Source organism: Fulvitalea axinellae, assembly GCF_036492835.1.
Classification (GTDB): Bacteria; Bacteroidota; Bacteroidia; order Cytophagales; family Cyclobacteriaceae; genus Fulvitalea; species Fulvitalea axinellae.
Genome location: NZ_AP025314.1, coordinates 3,693,691 through 3,711,936, shown reverse-complemented (window position 1 = coordinate 3,711,936; position 18,246 = coordinate 3,693,691). Strand labels below are relative to the sequence as shown.

Genomic DNA, 18,246 nt, shown 5'->3' with positions numbered 1-18,246 from the left:
CGGGAGCCGGGACTTTCCGGACAGGAAACGCAAACCGAAACGTCGCAAGCCCCGACAGCCGAAAGGGTAATGCGCTTGGCCGACAGTATCCGCGACGAGATAGGGAAAGTGATCGTGGGGCAGGACAATACCGTGGATTTGATGTTGACGGGAATTTTCACCGGCGGTCACGTGCTTTTGGAAGGTATGCCCGGTGTGGCCAAGACTTTGGCGGCGAAGATGCTGGCCAAGACGCTTTCCGTAGATTTTTCCAGAGTCCAGTTTACGCCGGACCTTATGCCCTCGGACGTGTTGGGAACCATGGTTTTCAATATGAAAGATTCCGAATTCAGCTTTAAGCCCGGGCCGGTATTCTCCAATGTGGTGTTGGTCGACGAGATCAACCGCTCTCCGGCCAAGACGCAGTCGGCTTTGTTCGAGATCATGGAAGAGCGACAAGTGTCGATTGACGGAACTACGCACAAGATGGATTATCCGTTCTTTATCGTGGCTACCCAAAACCCGATAGAGCAGGAAGGAACCTACAAACTTCCCGAAGCGCAACTCGACAGGTTCCTTTTCCGGATTAAAGTCGGTTATCCCGAGCTTTCGGAAGAGAAAATGATCCTTCGCCGTTTCCGTGAAGACCTTTCAGGCAAAAAAACGCACGAAGAAGTTCGCCCGATTTTCAATGCCGAAGAGCTTAAAGCTTGCCAGGAGATTATCGAAAACATACATATCAAAGACGAATTGGTCGATTATATCGCCGAGCTGACGTACAAGACCCGCCACCATCCGGACTTGTTCTTGGGTGCTTCCCCGAGGGCTTCGTTGGCCATTATGAATTCGTCGAAAGCTACCGCCGCCATCCGCGGGCGCGATTTCGTTACTCCGGACGACATCCGTTTCGTTTCGGCTCCCGTGCTGAACCACCGCGTTATCCTTACGCCGGAGCGGGAGATGGAAGGAATGGAAGTGGAGGATGTTATCAACGGAATTATTAAGCAAATCGAGGTTCCGAGATGATAAGAGTCTGGAAAAGCCTGCGCCTGTCTCCCCGTTTCTTTTACATGTTTTCGGGCGTGGTCTTATTGTATGTGCTCAGCTTTGTGTTGCCGTTGCTCTATATTCCGGCGCATGTCTGTTTAGTAGCTTGTTTTGTGGTAGTAGTGGCCGATATTTTCAGGCTGTTCGCAAATAAGGAAGCGGTGGAAGCCGAGCGGGAAACGGCCAAGACTTTTTCCCTTTCAGATGAAAATACAATAAGGGTAAAAGTAAAAAACCTCACCGGGTTACGCTTGGATTGTGAACTTTATGATGATATACCCGCCGAATTTCAGCTCAGGGATCTCTCGTTCAGGTTGGAATTGAAAGCCGGGGAAACGAAAAAGTTCACTTACAAGCTCAGGCCTACCCGCCGTGGTGAGTTGGCGTTTGGCAATCTGAATATAGTGAGCCGGACGAACTGGGGCTTTGTGCGGAGACTGGACAAAATTCCGGCGGGATGTACGGTGGCGGTGTATCCGTCGGTTAAGCAGATGCGGGAATACGAGCTTCAGGCTTTTTCGAGGGTTACGACTGTGGAAGGCTTGAAAAAGCTTCGGCGCATTGGTCATAGCTACGAATTCGAACAAGTGAAACCGTACGTCCAGGGCGACGATTTCCGGAACATCAACTGGAAAGCCACCGGGCGCGGAGGCGCATTGATGGTAAACCAGTATGAGGACGAAAAAGCCCAGGACATTTATTGCGTAATCGACAAAAGCCGGAATATGCGTATGCCATTCGAAGGCATGAGCCTGCTGGACTATGCGATAAACACAAGTCTGGCTATTTCGAACGTCGCTTTGCGCAAAGAGGATCGGGCCGGTCTCCTGACTTTTTCCGACAGTATAGGAACGGTTATAAAGTCCGACAGGAAAAGAACCCAGCTCCGCAGCATTCTAAACGCCCTTTATAATGAACAGGAGCGGGATTTGGAGTCGAACTACGAGTTGTTGTATACCGTGATCCGTAAATTTATGCCCCAGCGGAGCCTGCTGATGCTTTTTACCAATTTCGAAAGCGTGACGGCCATGGAGCGGGTATTGCCCCTTTTGCGGAAAATCGGTCGCCTACACTTGTTGGTTGTGGTATTTTTCGAAAATACGGAGGTGAAAGCCATTGCCGGCGATCCGGCGACGGACCTGAGGGGGATTTACGAGAAAACGGTGGCCAAGCAATTCGTTCAGGAAAAAGATCGTATAGCTCAGGTGCTCGCCAACCACGGTATCCAAGTGATAAAAACCACCCCAAAAGATCTTTCCATCAACGCTTTGAACAAGTATCTGGAACTGAAGTCGAGGGGGATGATATAACGCCGGGCAATGAATCTCCCGGCTTACCGTTTACAGTCTGAATCCTTATGCTTATATTCGCGAACGATTCTGTAAAGGGTAAGAAAATGATCTATTTAAGTAAGGAGCTGAGCTTTTGTGCGGCGCACCAATTATACAATCCGAATTGGTCGAAAGAAAAAAACGAAGAGGTGTTCGAAGGCTGTGCGCACGAAAACTGGCACGGACATAACTACGACTTGACCGTAACCGTAAAAGGTGACCCGAACCCGGAGACGGGCATGGTAATGAACTTCAAAGACCTTAAAAAGATCGTCAAGAAGGAAATTATCAAAAAAGTGGACCATAAGAACCTGAACTTGGACGTGGATTTCATGAAAGGTAAAATGACGACTTGCGAGGTGTTCGTGAAGGAAATGTGGAACGTGCTGGCGCCGAAGGTGCTCGAGGCCACCGACGGCAACGTGCAGTTGCATTGCCTGAAACTCTACGAAACCAAGACTAGCTTCGCCGAATATTACGGAGAGTAAAAATACGGGCCCGAAAGGGCTTCGGTCTCACTCAAGCGCGCCTTACGGATGCGCTTTTTTTTGTGCCTTTGGATCAGTGCGGTTCCAGATAGTCTTTCATCGATTCCCGGAGTTTCTTCAGCGCTTTGGACACGTGCACTTCCACGGTACGGACGGAAAGGCCCATGGTGTCGGCCACTTCCTTGTATTTGAGCCCGCCGAAGCGGTTAAGCTCGAAAGCTCGCCGGCATTGGTCGGGGAGGGATTTGACCGTGTTTTCCAGAATTTCGTTTATCTCGAATCCGTCGGCTTCCGTACCGTATTGGTCGGCCATTACGTGTTTTGTGTAGGCTTGGTGTTCCCTGACAATACTTTGATGCCTTTTCCAGTTCAGGGTCATATTATAGGTAGAGCGGTACAGGTAGTTCTTCAGGTGCGTTTCGGACTCGAACTCCCTTCCCGCCTCCCAAGCCTTGTAAAACGCTTGCTGAACAAGTTCCTCCGCCTCGGCCATGTCTTTGGTGTATTGGGCGACATAGGCGCAAATTGGAGAATAGAATGACAAGAAAGCTCTGTGAAAGAGTAGTTTTCTGTCGTCCATACAAAATTTTTCTGAAGTTGATGATGTGTCGGAACCGGCATCGAAACACGTTAATTGGCCCCTTAAAAACCCTCCCAAACGCATTGGGAAGGCGATAACTTAGGTAAATAAACAAATTACTTACGACATTTCAATTTTTGTTATGTGAAAAAAAAATGAAGAAATACTAAGGGTATTTTGCGACGGCGGTGTAATAAGTACAGAACACAATGATCGAATTCGAAAAAATGGCAGTGTGGGAACAAATATTAGCGCTAATAAAAAAGAGGGATAGGGGAGAACGACTGACTGACGAAGAGACCGAGTTTTTAGGCGAATGGCGAGAAGAGGAGATTGAGGGTTTGAGGGAGACCGAAAACAGGATTGGGGCCATAGCCGAAAGGAGGAGATCCGAAGCCGATCCGCTGAAAGCTTGGGAGGCTTTTGAAAAGAAAGTGGACAAACCTCGGAAAATCCGGCGGATTGAGCCGGTCCGAAAGTCCGCTTGGTCGGGTTACCGGATGGTCGCCGTTTTCGCTCTCGTGTTGTCGGCCTCTGTCGTGATGACTTGGTACGGAAGCGATTCTTTGCAAACTCCCGTCGCGGAAACTGTGCAACAGAAACACGACCCGTATAGTCAGAACGTTACTCTGGTGCTTCATGACGGAAGCTCACTGGATCTTGACGAGCCCCTTGCGGACTCGTTGCCGGAGGGTATCGACTTCAAAGGTCGTCGGGCCGTGTATAGGTCCGTGGCCGAAAGGCAGGAGAAGATGCGCTTCAATGAGATTATTGTGCCTAAAGGTAAGCGCTATGAGATTGAGCTTTCCGACGGTACGGAAGTGTGGCTTAACGGAGGCTCCAGAATGCGCTACCCGGTAAACTTTGTAAGCCAAAACAGAGTGGTGGAGCTGGAAGGAGAGGCCTGTTTTGATGTGGCGCACAACAAGGAAAAGCCTTTTGTTGTAAAGACTGATGATGTGAAAGTCAGGGTATTGGGGACGCTTTTTAACATAAACGCCTACCGTGGTGGCGATGACGTAAGGACGACTTTGGTTGAAGGTTCCGTAGAGGCTTCCGCCGGCGAAGGTTTTACCAGACGCCTGAAGCCGGGCGACCAGCTTCGCTGGGACCGTGACGAGAATGTCGGAGAGGTCCAAAAAGTGGATCCGAATGTATATACGGCTTGGGTGGACGGGAAACTCCGTTTCGAAAACCTGTATATGAGCGATTTGATACCGATGCTTGAGAATTGGTACGGAGTGGAGATTCAGAACGAGAATGGAGATCTGGACAAAATCCACTATACCGGTCAGTTTGAGCAAGAAGACATAAGGACTGTGCTTGAGATACTTAAGGATTTTCAGGATTTCAAGTACGAGATTTACGGTAACGTAGTCTTCATTAAGTGAATCGAGTCGGGAAACCGGCTTTTTTGAGAGAGAAATTTTTGGTAGAAATATAAAGAGGGGGAGAATGAGGTGCCGTGCAGTGTGTGGCGCCTAAGGAAGGGATGTTTTTAGAAGTTGAATTTTAGATCGGGGTTTGAATTGGCCGACTTTGTTTCAGGCCAGACAGGAATCCTATTTTGAAAATTTCGGGATAAAAAACGGGGAGCTGGTAACTCCCCGGAAAAATCAATTTTTTATTACAACTAAACACAATTTGTAAGGTATGAAAAAAAAACTACAAGTCCATTCACGTGGATGCGTTAACTGGGGGTGGAGGCTGATTTTAAGCCTTATTCTTCTCCAAGGCATGGCCTTCGGGACCGCGAGGGCCGAAAGCGCTTACGCCCAAGAAAAGAAGTTCAGCATTGCCGAAACGATGCATCTGAAAGACCTTTTCAAGTACATTACAGACAACAGCGAATTCAACGTATTTTTCGGAAACGAGGATATTCCTAAGCTGGAAGTGACGGTAAAGGTGAAAGACGCCACCGTACACGAGGTTTTGGGCCAAGCCCTCAAAAAGACGAACCTTTATTTTGTAGTTAAGGACAAGCAGGTACTGATCAAAAAGAAGGCTCCGGCAAAAAAGCAGGAGAAAAAACGAACAGTGTCAGGTACCGTAAAGGACGAAAACGGTGAGGGAGTTCCCGGCGCCAGCGTTATGATCAAAGGTACCGAAACCGGCACCACTACTGACTTTGACGGCAAGTTTGTACTTGAGGTGAAAGATGCTGATGTGCTTCAGGTGAGCTTTGTGGGTTACTTGAAGCAGGACGTGCAGGTAGGTAACCGTAGCGTTATCGACGTGGCGCTTGAGCCGTCGGTAGCCGAGTTGGAAGAGATCGTGGTTGTAGGATATGGCGTTCAGAAGAAGTCAGATTTGACAGGTTCTGTTACGACTATCACCCCTTCTCGTATGGAGGGTAAGCCAAACGCCAACTTCTCGCAAGCTTTGCAGGGCGCGTTGCCGGGTGTGACGATTAGCGTAACTTCGTCTTCGGCCGAAGGAGGAAACACTTCTCTTTTGCTTCGTGGCCGTAACTCGATCAACGCTTCCAACGATCCGTTGATCGTTCTTGACGGAATCCCGTTCAGTGGAGGCCTTTCGGATATCAATACCGCTGATATCGAATCTATCAACGTTTTGAAGGACGCCTCATCTACTGCTATTTACGGTTCAAGGGGTGCGAATGGCGTTATTCTTATTACGACCAAAAAAGGTACGGAAGGCAAGCCGACGATCTCTTATAGCGGATACTACGCCGTGAGTAAAATCGGAAAGATGCTCGACGTATACAACGGCCCTGAATACGCCGCGTGGAAAAAAGAGCGTTTTGGTGTTGACCTTGATCCGTTTGAGCAGGAAATATTAGACGCTGGCGAATGGATCGATTGGCAGGATGAGGTAACGCAGACTGGCGTAAAACAAGAACATAACCTTTCGATTAGAGGTGGAACTGAAAACACAAAGTATTTTGTGTCAGGAACATACTTTGGTGCGAAGGGTATCGCTATAAATGATGAGTTTGAGCGTTTTAACTTGAGAATCAACCTTGACCAGAAGATTTTTGACTGGTTGACTTACTCTACAAATAATCAGTTGACCCATTTGGATCGTAGCGGTTTGCCGGTAGACATCGGTTGGGGATATAAAATGAACCCGTTGACCAAGAAATACGATGAGCGGGGCAGTTACACCATTTACCCTTGGGAAACGGACACGTACTTCAAAAACCCTTTCCAGCCTACTTTGGCCGTGAACGATGACTTGAGCTATCGCGTAATCACCAACAATATCTTTAAAGTGGACATGCCTTATGTTGAAGGTCTGAGCTACAAGCTGAATACTGGTATTGAGATTGGTTTTCGTGAGCAAGGCACCTACTGGGGACGCGATACTTGGACTGGTGTAGACCTTGGTGGTAAGGCTGAGACTTCGGACGGAATCGACAAGAAGTATTTGATCGAGAACATTGTTTCTTATGTGAAGTCATGGGGTAAGCATAACTTTAACTTCACTGGCCTTTACAGTTATCAGTACGAAAAAACAAGGATCAATTCTTTAACCGCGTCAAACTTCCCTAACGATGTTTTGACATACTATGAGCCGAAACTTGGCGGTTTGGTTGTTCCTGAAGTGGAATTCAGAAGCTCTACCCTTCTTTCGCAGATGGGCCGTCTGAACTACGGGTACGATGATCGTTATATGGCGACATTCACGGTTCGTCGTGACGGCTATTCAGGATTCGGCGATGATGAAAAATATGGCGTGTTTCCGTCGGTGGCTTTGGGTTGGAATATCCATAACGAAAGCTTCTTTGATGTGGAAGCGGTTAGCAACTTGAAGTTGAGACTTTCGCATGGTAAGAGCGGTAACCAAGCTGTGGGGCCATATGATAACTTGGCGAAAATGAGCGTTCAGAATTTCGTGAATGGCGGCGCTACTTTGCCTGGTTTTGTTCCCGCTAACTTGGCTAACGACGTATTGAGCTGGGAATCAACAACCACTACTAACATCGGTGTTGACTTCGGACTTTTCCAAGGAAAGATTCAAGGTACTTTGGATGTTTATAAATCGAATACCGAAGACCTCCTTTTCGCAAGATCAGTACCTTCGTCTCACGGTTTTACCACGATTATTGACAATATCGGTGAGACAGAAAACATGGGTATTGAATTGGGCTTGAAAGCTTACGTTTTGGAGCGTGAGGATTTCAGCTGGTTCGCAAATGTTAACATGTCGGCCAACAAGAACAAGATTGTTGCTTTGGAAGGCGGATATGATAAGCCGGACGATAATCTCTTCATCGGTGAGCCTATCAGGGTTAACTACGGTTATGTGTTTGACGGTGTGTGGCAACAAGGCGAAGACATCGCAAATTCGGCCCAGCCAAACGCTGTACCGGGTGACGTTAAGTTGAAGGACGTGAACGGGGACAATGCCATTGGATCCGAAGACCGTCAGATTCAGGGACAACTTGACCCGACATGGACTTGGGGTATGGAAAATACTTTTACATATAAGAACTTCTCTCTTTACGTATTCATGCATGGCGTGAATGGTGTAACGAAACACAATAACGCGAAGCTGAATGCTGATTCTTTTCAGGGACGTGCGAATACCAACGTGAAAACGTATTGGACACCGGAGAATCCGATCAATTCTTATCCAAGAAACCATGAGAATGCCAATATCTTCAAAGCGAAGATATTTGAGAGTGCGAATTTTGTCAGAGTCAAGGATATAACACTTTCGTATACCTTGAATCCAGAAGTGGCAAAGAGGTTCAAGATGCAGAATCTGAAAATCTACGCCACTGGCCGTAACCTTTTCACCATTACGGATTGGGACGGAATGGATCCTGAAATCAATGGGCAATTGGGCGTGCCTTTGCAAGAAGAGTATGTTCTTGGTGTTCAACTCAGCTTTTAATCCCTTGTAAAGAAGAAAAGAATGAAAAAGATATTAATGTCAATTGCGCTGTTGGCTTCGGGATGCTTTTTCGTCTCGTGCCAAGACAGCGAGCTGGATCAGGAGACTCCCCACCTGATTGCCGCCGACAACCTGTATAAAGACAAAGCGGGCTTTGAGTCCGGACTTTACGGTGTATACTCGCTTGTTAGAAATGAGCGAAGCGGAGTTAGTGTTAAAAAGGCCGGTAAAGTCGGTACTTCCAACGCTTTGGTGATTGGCTGTATGATGGGCGGTACCGATGTTATTACGTCAAGCTACCCGCGTACGGAATCACAGTTTATCGTGTACTGGCAAGACCATTTGAATCCTCAGAACACTTACATGAGGCTGATTTGGGAATGGTTGTACAAGATTGTGAACAGTTCCAACACCATAATCAACCGCGCTGAGAATGGCGAGCATTCCATGACGCCGGACGATACCAAATACATTGTGGCGGAAGCCAAGTTTATGAGGGCTTGGGCGTATCGTCACTTGACATACCTTTATGGCGAAGTGCCGTTAAGCGTTGAGGAGTCTAACGGTACAAACATCCGTATGGACTGGACCAGATCGTCATTGGATGAGGTTTTCAAATTCATGGAATCTGACCTGAAAGAGGCGGTAAGCGTATTGAGCGCAACACCTCTGAACGATGTACGAGTTGTTAAGGGTGCCGCTCAGCATTATTTGGCGGAGCTTTATGTCCGCATGGGACGCTACAATGATGCGATTACAGTGGGTAAAGATCTGATTGAAAAAGGACCGCACGCTTTGATTACTGAGCGTTACGGAAAGTATACTGATCAGCCGGGTGTTGCTTACATGGACATGTTCAAAGACGGCAACACGAACATCAGTGAAGGCAACACGGAAGCGTTGTGGGTATTTCCGAGCGAATATGACGTTGAAGGTGGAAAAGGCCGAAACATCATGCGTCGCGAGTTGATCTCCGACTATAACAAAGCTATCGGCTTGGCCTATTCGGTTGAGCGTGGTGGCCGTGGTCAGGACAGGCTTTGCGCCACCAACTATATGTTGACCGAAGCTTACGGTGATGACCTTGTTACCGGTAACGAGACGATTCAGGATGACAGGGCTTCGGAGCACGCTTGGAGAAAATACTTCGTGGTTAGTGACTATGATGATCTTTCCAAGATCCAGAAAGACGACGTTAAAGTCGGTGATAAGCTTTGGATGACTACGGTTTCGGAATTTAAAGGTCGTGAGTCTTTCAGAGTGAATACCAGAAAGTGGGACTGGACTAGAGCGGAAAACGTAAAAGAGACATACGGTTATAACGACCACCTTTACCTTCGTCTCGCCGACACATACTTACTGATGGCCGAAGCTTACGTGAAAGACGGAAACGCGGGAGAAGCCCTGAAGTACGTAAACGCCATTAGGGAAAGAGCGAACGCTGTTCCGGCTACGGCAGGTGATATGACTATCGATTATATCCTTGACGAGCGTGCCCGTGAACTTTATTCGGAAGAACACAGAAGATATACTCTTCTGCGTAACGACAAGTGGTTGGAGAGAACCAAAGCTCACAACGTCGTGGCTGGACCGAAAGTGACGGACCGGGATAAACTTTACCCGATTCCGCAAAACTTTATCGATGCCAACGTCGAAAGCACTATTTCGAATAACCCAGGGTATAACTGATTTGTGTGTGTAGGTAAACCCTTAGGGAACTGATTCCCGGATACATTTTGCATAGCGCCGGGTGGGCTTTAGTCCGCTCGGCGCTTACTTTTTTGTCGTGTACAATGTTCATTTTCCCTGTTCGCAGGTGTTTTTTAAGCGAAAAAGGTGGTTTCTAATCGCCGTTATCCCTTCCGTTAACCCCTTGGGCGGTTTATTTGGGCTGATTTAATCGTATAACATTAGTCAGAATCAATCATGGGATTTTTTAGGAATGCCTTATGGGCTTTGTTCTTGTTTTCCTGCGTCGGGGTGGCCTCCGCGCAGAACAGCTCCCCGCTGTCGGAGCTGAACTTGGGTAAGGCCAAGGTGGTCTACGGCCAAGCCGTAAAGAACCGCTCCGTCACCCACAGCCGGATGATGGTGGCCGGCCAGAGCTACGGAAACGGCGTGGGAGTGCACTCGGGCACGGAGATGTTCGTTTGGCTTGAGGGCAAAGGCCTCAAGTTTACGGCTCAGGTGGGCGTAAACGATAAGACCAAACTGCCGAAAAACGTCAAATCCAACGTAATGACCGAAGGCGAGCGCCTGTATTACGTCGAGGGAAAATATCACGGCCAGCCATACAAACACTTCAAGGGCCTGACGAACAAGCAAGGAGAAATCGCTTCCGGTTCGGTAATCTTCGAAGTGTACGGCGACAATAAGCTACTGTGGGAGAGTGGCGAGATCCGCCAAGGCGACGCCCCGAAAGAGCTTAGCGTAAACTTGAAAGGCATAAAAATGCTGAAGCTTACCGTCAAGGATCTCGGCGACGGGCCTAGTGGCGACCACGCCAACTGGATCGGCGCGGAGCTTTCTTACAAAGGTTCCCGTCCGTTTTTGGTGGAGGAGTCTTACGCTTTCGCAAAAGGGGCCTCTGATAAATTCTTCAAGAAAAACCTCGCCCCGAAGCTTCGCAGGTTGTCTTTGGAGCCCACAAATTTCCCCGATCCGGCCGACCGTGACTGGCTGATCGATCCTAAGCCTTGGAGGTCCGGGGTTTACCGTGGCGCCGACAAGAAATCGTTGGTGCTGACCAACGGCTTGGTGTCGCGTACTTTCCGCATTACTCCAAACTTGGCCACCGCCGGCCTGCGCAACCGTATGAACGGTGAGGAAATGCTTCGTGCCGTTAGCCCTGAAGGGCGTCTGGAAATAGACGGGAAGACGTATATGGTAGGTGGTCTCCGTGGCGAGATCGAGCGCGGATATTTCAAGGAAAACTGGGTGGACAATATGTACGCTGACCCGGCGGACTTTTACGTGACCGATTTCGAAGTCGGTGAGATAGAAGAGCGTTTCGCTTGGAAAAAGAAGCGCTGGAGCCTCGTTAGCCAGTATCCGGCCAAAGGCAAGCGTCTTGTTTTTACCCTAAAGCATCACGACAAAGCTTTGGAAGGCGTAGTAGTCAAGGTTCATTACGAAATCTATGACGGCTTGCCGTTGTTCGACAAATGGATGACTGTGGAGAACAAAGGCGGAAAAAATATCCGCATCAACAAGTTCTCGAACGAAGTGTTGGCCATGGTGGAAGCCTCGTCTTCAGTGGACGCCGACATGAAAATGTATCCGAATATCGATGTGGAAAGCGATTACGCGTTCCATTCTTTCCGTCCGAAAGGCGCCAACCGCACTACCAATTGGGAGCGTGATTTGAAATATACTTCGCAAGCCAGCTACAGCCTCAAGACGCCATGTATTCTCGAATCCCGTCCGCCTATCGGGCCGAACCAGTTGGTGAAACAAGGCGGAGAGTTCGAAACTTTCCGTACGTTCGAATTGATCCACGACAGTTATGACCGTGAGCGCAAAGGCTTGTCGAGAAAAAGAATGTACAGGGCCATCGCTCCTTGGGCTTTTGAAAATCCTATTTTCATGCACCTTACCTCAACGGATCCGAAAGTGGTGAAGACCGCCATCGACCAATGCGTTGAGACGGGATACGAGATGGTGATCCTTAGCTTCGGCAGTGGCCTGAACATGGAAGACGAGCGCGAAGGCAATTACAAGAAATTCAAAGAGCTTCACGATTACGCCGTTTCCAAAGGAATCGAACTCGGTAGTTACTCTCTGCTTTCCAGCCGTTGGATCAGCGACGAGGTGGATGTTATCAACCCGAAAACGGGTAAGCGCGGTGGCGTAATTCACGGAAGCGCGCCCTGCCTGGGCAGTGACTGGGGACACGACTATTTCCGCAAGCTCCGTAAGTTTTATGAGAAAACGGATTTTGACCTGTTGGAGCACGACGGATCGTATCCGGGCCAGATCTGTGCGTCGGAGAAACATACGCACCACCAAGGCACGGAGGATTCGCAGTGGCACGCCTGGAAGCAAATCACCGATTTTTACAAGTGGCTCCGCGGCCGTGGCGTGTATATGAACATTCCCGATTACTATTTCCTGAGCGGAACGAACAAAACCGGTATCGGCTACCGCGAGGTGAACTGGTCTTTGCCGCGCGACAGACAGATTATGCTCGGTCGTCAGAACATCTACGACGGGCAGTGGGAGCGTACACCGAGTATGTGCTGGACCTTCGTGCCGTTGGTACAATACCATGGCGGAGGAAAAGCCGCTACTTTGGAACCGCTGAAAGACCACTTGTTCGAATACGAGGCGCATATGGCGCAGAACTACGGTTCGGGTGTTCAGGCCTGCTATCGCGGACCTCGCCTGTACGATTCGCCTAAGACCAAGGAATTGGTGGTGAAGATGATCAAGTGGTATAAAGAATACCGCGATATCATGAACTCCGATATCGTACACGTTCGCCGTCCGGACGGCCGTGATTACGACGCCATTATGCACGTGAATCCCGAACTGAAGGAAAAAGGATTCGCCATGATCTATAACCCAACGGACAAGCGCCTGAAAAAGAAAATCAAATTGCCGATGTACTACACCGGTATCAAGGGCAAAGCTTTGGTGAAAAAAGAAGGAGGAAAAGCCGTAGAGGTTAAGCTTAACCGTAATTACGATATGGAAATCGAGATTGATATGGAGCCGAATTCCTACACTTGGTATGTGTTGGAAAGCGGTGACGAAAAAAGTCTCTAAGCGGTTATGAAAAAATAACTCTGTAAGGTCTTAGGTATCGGGAATTATGTATTTGGTACCGCGCCGATGAAAGTGTTGGCGGTTAGGGACCGGAGCGGAGTAATATTTTTGAGGCGTTTCTAGCGTCAACATATAAGGATTTGCCTGCGTGTGTCAGCTGGGCAAAGTAGCCAGACGGAGTCGGACTCGTTCTTTTGAACGGGCCGGCTTTTGTTTTTTCTCAGGCTTGGCGCTTTTTAGTAAAAGTTACTCCCTCTTTTTGTCCATTGGCCGGCAAGGTTTCAGGCGTTTCATAATGGGTGGTTAGGCAGTCCATCTCCTTTACTGAAAGCTATTTTTGAGACATAATGTATGACAAAAGAGAAGAAATTCAGCTGAATCTTAGCGCTTGAGAATACTGGCAAAATGCTTCCGCCGGTTTTATGCTTGTTGTTTATTTCCTCTCGAAAACGTGACACGCTTTATGGTTTTGGATGGAATTGAAAGCCGGAATTCGCTTTTTGTTTTTTCTGTCAGATAAGTTTTCGATTCAAATTTCTTAGCGGAAAGTGACTTCGGATCGATCTTCTTCGGGTGTTTAGGTAGCTGGAAACAGGACAATAGTAGCGGAGTGTGGATTTATTATAGCGCAGTATGTCTTGCGGTTTGATATTCAGTTGGTTGGATTTGGGATTATGTTGTGAGAGTTGAACTGATGTATGCTTCTGGGTAAAGTAATCTTATAATTAACCCATTGACTGTCACTCTTGTAAGGATTTGTTTTTATTAAAATTCATGAATTATGAGGGAGTCCATTTATGTGATTTTTCTACTTTTTAGCTCGCTGTCATTGATGGCGCAAAAGAAGGTGGAATTGTCCGAACTAAATTTGAGCGACGCTAAAGTCGTGTTCGGCTCGGCGGAAAAGAATAAGTCCGTAACCAATAACGCCCTGACTGTCCGGGGAAAACAATACGATAGCGGAGTTGGGGTAAGTTCGGGTACGGAGATGTTTGTTTGGCTGGACGGAAAAGGGAATAGGTTCAGAACCAAAGTGGGGGTGAACGACCGTTTTCCACTTCCGAAAAAGGTTAAGTCAAACGTGATGACAGCCGGCGAAAGGCTTTATTATGTTGAGGGCAAAAGACATAATTTCAAGTTCTGGCATTTTAAGGGCCTTACGGATGTCTCCGGAGAAATATTGCCGGGAAGCGTGGTGTTCGAGATTCGGGGTGACGGTGCGTTGCTCTGGTCCAGCGAGGTGATGAAAAAGGGCGATCGGCCGAAATCCGCGAACGTGGATTTGTCCGGCGTAAAAATCCTGAAGCTTTCGGTCACCGACGCCGGCGATGGCCCGAGTGGCGACCACGCCGATTGGCTGGAAACGGTGTTGGAGTACGAGGGCGACCGTCCGTTTTTGGTGGATGAAAATTACGGGGCGTCCCGAAGCGTTTCGGACGGGTTTTTCAAAAAACATTTGGCTCCTAAGTTGGCCAAAGTAAGGCGCGGACAAGTTCGTTACCCCGACCACGGCGAAGCGGATTGGCTTCTGAATCCCGCCCCTTGGAAAGCGGAGATACGGGCCGGCGACGATGGCAGGTCACTTGAATTGGGCAACGGGCTAATCACCCGGACGTTCCGCTTAAGTCCTAATTTGGCGACTGTTGGGTTTGATAATCATATGGAAAACCAAGCCGTTCTCAGGGCCGTGAGTCCTGAGGGAAGACTAACTATTGACGGCAAAACGTACACGCTAGGCGGGTTGCACGGTGAGCGGGAGCGGGGCTATTTCAAAAAAGCTTGGCTGGATGACCTGTTTGCCAGCCCGGAAGATTTCTTTGTGGCGGATTTCGAAATCGGGGAAATCCAAGCGCCGTTTCCTTGGAAACAGACACGTTGGAGCTTAGTGAGCCAATATCCGGCAAAAGGGAAACGGTTGGTTTTTACCCTGAAACACCATGCGGAGGCATTGGAAGGCGTTACCGTAAAAGTTTACTATGAGATGTACGACGGTTTGCCCCTGCTGGGCAAATGGATAGAAGTGAAAAACGGCAAGAGCGTTCCGCTTACGGTCAATAAGTTTTCGAATGAAGTGCTGGCCGTAGTGGAGGCCGAATCGAGCAAAGGCAAACGGGACGAGATCCGGAAGCCAAACATTCATGTGGAGAGCGATTACGCGTTTCATAATTCAAGGCCTCAGGGCGCCTCCAAGGTTACGACCCGTTGGGAGCGGGATTTGAAATACACTTCCCAGCCGAATTACCGTTTTGAGATCCCCTGCGTATTGGAGTCGAGGCCACCGATCGGTCCAAATCAGAAAGTGCTTCCCGGCGACTCGTTTATGACATTCAGGACATTCGAATTGGTTCACGACTCACACGACCGTGAGCGCAAAGGTCTTGGGATACGCCGCATGTACAGGGCTTTGGCTCCTTGGGCTTTCGAAAACCCGATTTATATGCATGTTCGCTCTACGGACCCAAAGATTGTCAAAAGGGCGATCGACCAATGCGCCGAGACGGGATATGAAATGGTCAGCCTGACCTTTGGCAGCGGACTTAATTTTGAAGACGACAGCCCGGCGAACATCGCCAAGTTTAAAGCCCTGAGCGATTACGCAAAATCCAAAGGCATAGCGCTGGGCGGTTATTCGCTTTTGTCAAGCAGGAGAATAAGCGAATCCGTCGATGTGATTAATCCGGAAACTGGCAAACGCAGAGGTGTGATTCACGGAGGTTCCCCGTGCCTCGGTACGGAATGGGCCAATGATTATTTCCGAAAACTAAAGGAGTTTTATGAAAAGACAGGCTTCAGCCAATTCACCCACGACGGGTCGTACCCGGGACAAATTTGCGCTTCGAAAGACCATAAATACCACAAAGGCGAGCATGATTCGCAGTGGGTGGCGTGGAAGCGAATAACGGATTTTTATAAGTGGCTCCGGAGCCGTGGCGCTTATATGAACGTTCCGGATTTTTATTTCCTGTCGGGAAGCAACAAGGCCGCTGTCGGATATCGTGAGGTGAATTGGTCTTTGCCACGCGAAAGGCAGATTGTGTTGGGCAGGCAGAACATCTACGACGGACTTTGGGACAGGGCGCCTAGCATGTGCTGGACGTTCACGCCTTTGGTCGAATACCACGGAGGCGGAGCCCAGGCTACGCTTGAGCCTTTGAAAGACCACTTGAAAGAATACGAGGCGCATATGGCCCAAAACTACGGTTCGGGAATCCAGTCCACATACAGGGGGATGAGGCTGTATGACTCGCCGGCGACCAAGGCCTTGGTGATCCGGATGATTAATTGGTATAAGCGCTATCGGGCGATTTTGAGTTCTGACATCATCCATGTTCGCCGTCCTGACGGCCGTGATTATGACGCCGTTTTGCACGTAAATCCGGAATTGAAGGAGAAAGGGTTCGCAATGATCTATAACCCTACGGAAAGGCATCTGAAAAAGAAAATCAAGTTGCCGATGTATTACACGGGCATCAAAGGCAAAGCGATAGTGAAAAAAGAAGGAGGCGAGGCTGTGGAGGTGAATCTCAACCGAAATTACGATATGGAAATCGAAATTGATATGGAGCCGAATTCCTACACTTGGTACGTGTTGGAAAGCGGAGACGAGGACAGTCTATAACACCAGCTTATATGGATCAGCGTGTTGTGCCAGCGGAGCCGGACTCGTTCTTTTGAACGGGCCGGCTCTTGCTTGTGCGTAAAACTGTAAGTTAGTTTACAAAAAGCGCTAAGGTCAATTTCTCGACTTTTTTTAGGCGAGAGAATGCGGATCATACCGCTCACTCTTTTGGGCGTTGTCAAGAAACGAAATGATGCTTTCCAGTGCCTTGTCAGAGTACGCTTGCTCTTCCTTTAGTGCGGGAAGAATTTGCGAAACACCGTATTCCAATGCCGCTTCGGCGCGTTCGAACCCCGGGATTTCCAATTTCGAATAAATTCTTTTGATGCAATTCATGCTATCAACTTCGAATTCCTCAAAGGGGATTTCCACCAAGTTTTCGGGGAGAACAAAAAGCTTTTCGGCCTCATACTCACTGTACATCTTATCGTAAACCTGCAAAATGCGATTTTTTGCGTTTTCGTCCGCATTCAGGTTGCGTTCCACTCGCTCCAAGATGGATTGCGGATTTCGGAAAACACGGACAAATTTTGCGTCGGGGAAAAGATCCGTGATCAGCTCAAGGCGGTTCATGTATCCGGGATTATGGCACAAAAACCTTTTCCTACCCGAAAGTTTCATGGTCTTTTGAGCGAGCCTTAGGCAATCCGCTTCCCAAAGGGACGTGTCGCTGGGAGTGATCAACTCTTGGAGAAAATCAGTCTTTCCAGATAAGAAATCCGTGAAATTCTTGTCGCTAGTGGCATTCAAACTAACGCTTCCGAACTGGCTGTCGTGGCGAATAACATCATAAATAAGTTCGCCTCCGCCTTGCCAAAAGCCTATGATGAAAATAGGGGCTTCATTAATTGCTATTTCTTCATATTCGGTGGCAGTTGAATCGTTTCGTAGGGCAATGTCACTCTCTGTGTTTTCGTGTTTTTTTGTCCAATCCGTCAGAAAATCTGATTGTGACGGATCAAAAAATACGTCGTTCATTTAATTATTCGATTCCTCTTGATTACAACTCTAGGTGATTTGGTGTAAATGTTCGGATTCTAATTTTTAGAATTTCATTAAACGACCAGACCCCCTGTTCTTGAGCACGCAATCTAGACTCTTTTTATTGTTTTATTACTATTTGCACAGTGAAAACGAAAAATTACTTTAATAAATCAAAATGAATATTCGGTTTGTTATGTTGATTTTTTAATTATTTGATTAGTAGTGTGTTATGTGTTTTTGTTGTCGATGTTATTTTTCATATTTTAATATATTATCAGGGTCTTAATAGATTTAAGTGTGATTGTATGATGAGGTGGCTGTTGTTTGTTTTAACTTTTTAAGTTACAGGATAAGTGAAAATGGTAGTTGAAGTGTATTGGATAATATTTATGATTAGGGAGTTTGTTGATAACCTCTTTTTTATCTTTATGTGATATTATTTTGATTCAAATCAAACCAGATAACGATTTTTGGTGTCAATTTTATAAGCGATCAAAAGAAATTGGCACAAGGTGCCGAAGGTGCGTCGGAGGCACACTCAAAGTGGTTGTTGGGTGGTATTGCGATTCTTATGCCCCGGCGCATTCT

10 protein-coding genes are annotated in these 18,246 nt (G+C 47.9%); 8 read left to right on the top strand and 2 right to left on the bottom strand.

Going from position 1 to position 18,246, the window contains the following annotated elements; genetic code table 11:
• Nucleotides 1-69: 69 nt before the first annotated feature.
• The 3 genes from AABK39_RS14055 to AABK39_RS14045 all read left to right on the top strand — a co-directional run bounded on the left by AABK39_RS14055 (nt 70) and on the right by AABK39_RS14045 (nt 2,845).
• Nucleotides 70-1,005, top strand: coding sequence for an AAA family ATPase (locus tag AABK39_RS14055; protein ID WP_421825165.1), 936 nt, complete (start codon nt 70-72; stop codon nt 1,003-1,005).
• Nucleotides 1,002-2,336 carry a DUF58 domain-containing protein gene (locus tag AABK39_RS14050; RefSeq protein ID WP_338391971.1) on the top strand — a complete coding sequence of 445 codons (1,335 nt, stop codon included), beginning with the start codon at nt 1,002-1,004 and terminating at the stop codon, nt 2,334-2,336. Before AABK39_RS14055 ends, AABK39_RS14050 begins: the two co-directional genes overlap by 4 nt.
• An 86-nt stretch (nt 2,337-2,422) precedes the next feature.
• Nucleotides 2,423-2,845, top strand: coding sequence for a 6-pyruvoyl trahydropterin synthase family protein (locus AABK39_RS14045; RefSeq protein ID WP_338391970.1), 423 nt, complete (start codon nt 2,423-2,425; stop codon nt 2,843-2,845).
• A gap of 73 nt (nt 2,846-2,918) precedes the next feature.
• On the opposite strand, the gene AABK39_RS14040 is transcribed toward AABK39_RS14045, so the two are convergent.
• Nucleotides 2,919-3,425, bottom strand: coding sequence for an RNA polymerase sigma-70 factor (locus AABK39_RS14040; protein WP_338391969.1), 507 nt, complete (start codon nt 3,423-3,425; stop codon nt 2,919-2,921).
• 209 nt (nt 3,426-3,634) lie between these two features.
• Here AABK39_RS14040 and AABK39_RS14035 point away from each other — a divergent pair, with 209 nt between their 5' ends.
• The 5 genes from AABK39_RS14035 to AABK39_RS14015 all read left to right on the top strand — a co-directional run bounded on the left by AABK39_RS14035 (nt 3,635) and on the right by AABK39_RS14015 (nt 16,674).
• On the top strand, nt 3,635-4,816 hold the full coding sequence (locus AABK39_RS14035) for a FecR family protein (RefSeq protein ID WP_338391968.1): 1,182 nt from the start codon (nt 3,635-3,637) through the stop codon (nt 4,814-4,816).
• Nucleotides 4,817-5,078: 262 nt separating this feature from the next.
• Nucleotides 5,079-8,288, top strand: coding sequence for a TonB-dependent receptor (locus tag AABK39_RS14030; protein WP_338391967.1), 3,210 nt, complete (start codon nt 5,079-5,081; stop codon nt 8,286-8,288).
• 21 nt (nt 8,289-8,309) lie between these two features.
• Complete coding sequence (locus AABK39_RS14025) at nt 8,310-9,977, top strand: RagB/SusD family nutrient uptake outer membrane protein (protein ID WP_338391966.1); 1,668 nt, start codon at nt 8,310-8,312, stop codon at nt 9,975-9,977.
• Nucleotides 9,978-10,214: 237 nt separating this feature from the next.
• On the top strand, nt 10,215-13,055 hold the full coding sequence (locus AABK39_RS14020; RefSeq protein ID WP_338391965.1) for an NPCBM/NEW2 domain-containing protein: 2,841 nt from the start codon (nt 10,215-10,217) through the stop codon (nt 13,053-13,055).
• A gap of 781 nt (nt 13,056-13,836) precedes the next feature.
• Nucleotides 13,837-16,674 carry an NPCBM/NEW2 domain-containing protein gene (locus AABK39_RS14015; RefSeq protein ID WP_338391964.1) on the top strand — a complete coding sequence of 946 codons (2,838 nt, stop codon included), beginning with the start codon at nt 13,837-13,839 and terminating at the stop codon, nt 16,672-16,674.
• Between the two features lie 132 nt (nt 16,675-16,806).
• Here AABK39_RS14015 and AABK39_RS14010 read toward each other — a convergent pair whose 3' ends face one another.
• On the bottom strand, nt 16,807-17,652 hold the full coding sequence (locus AABK39_RS14010) for a sulfotransferase family protein (protein WP_338391963.1): 846 nt from the start codon (nt 17,650-17,652) through the stop codon (nt 16,807-16,809).
• Between the last annotated feature and the right edge of the window lie 594 nt (nt 17,653-18,246).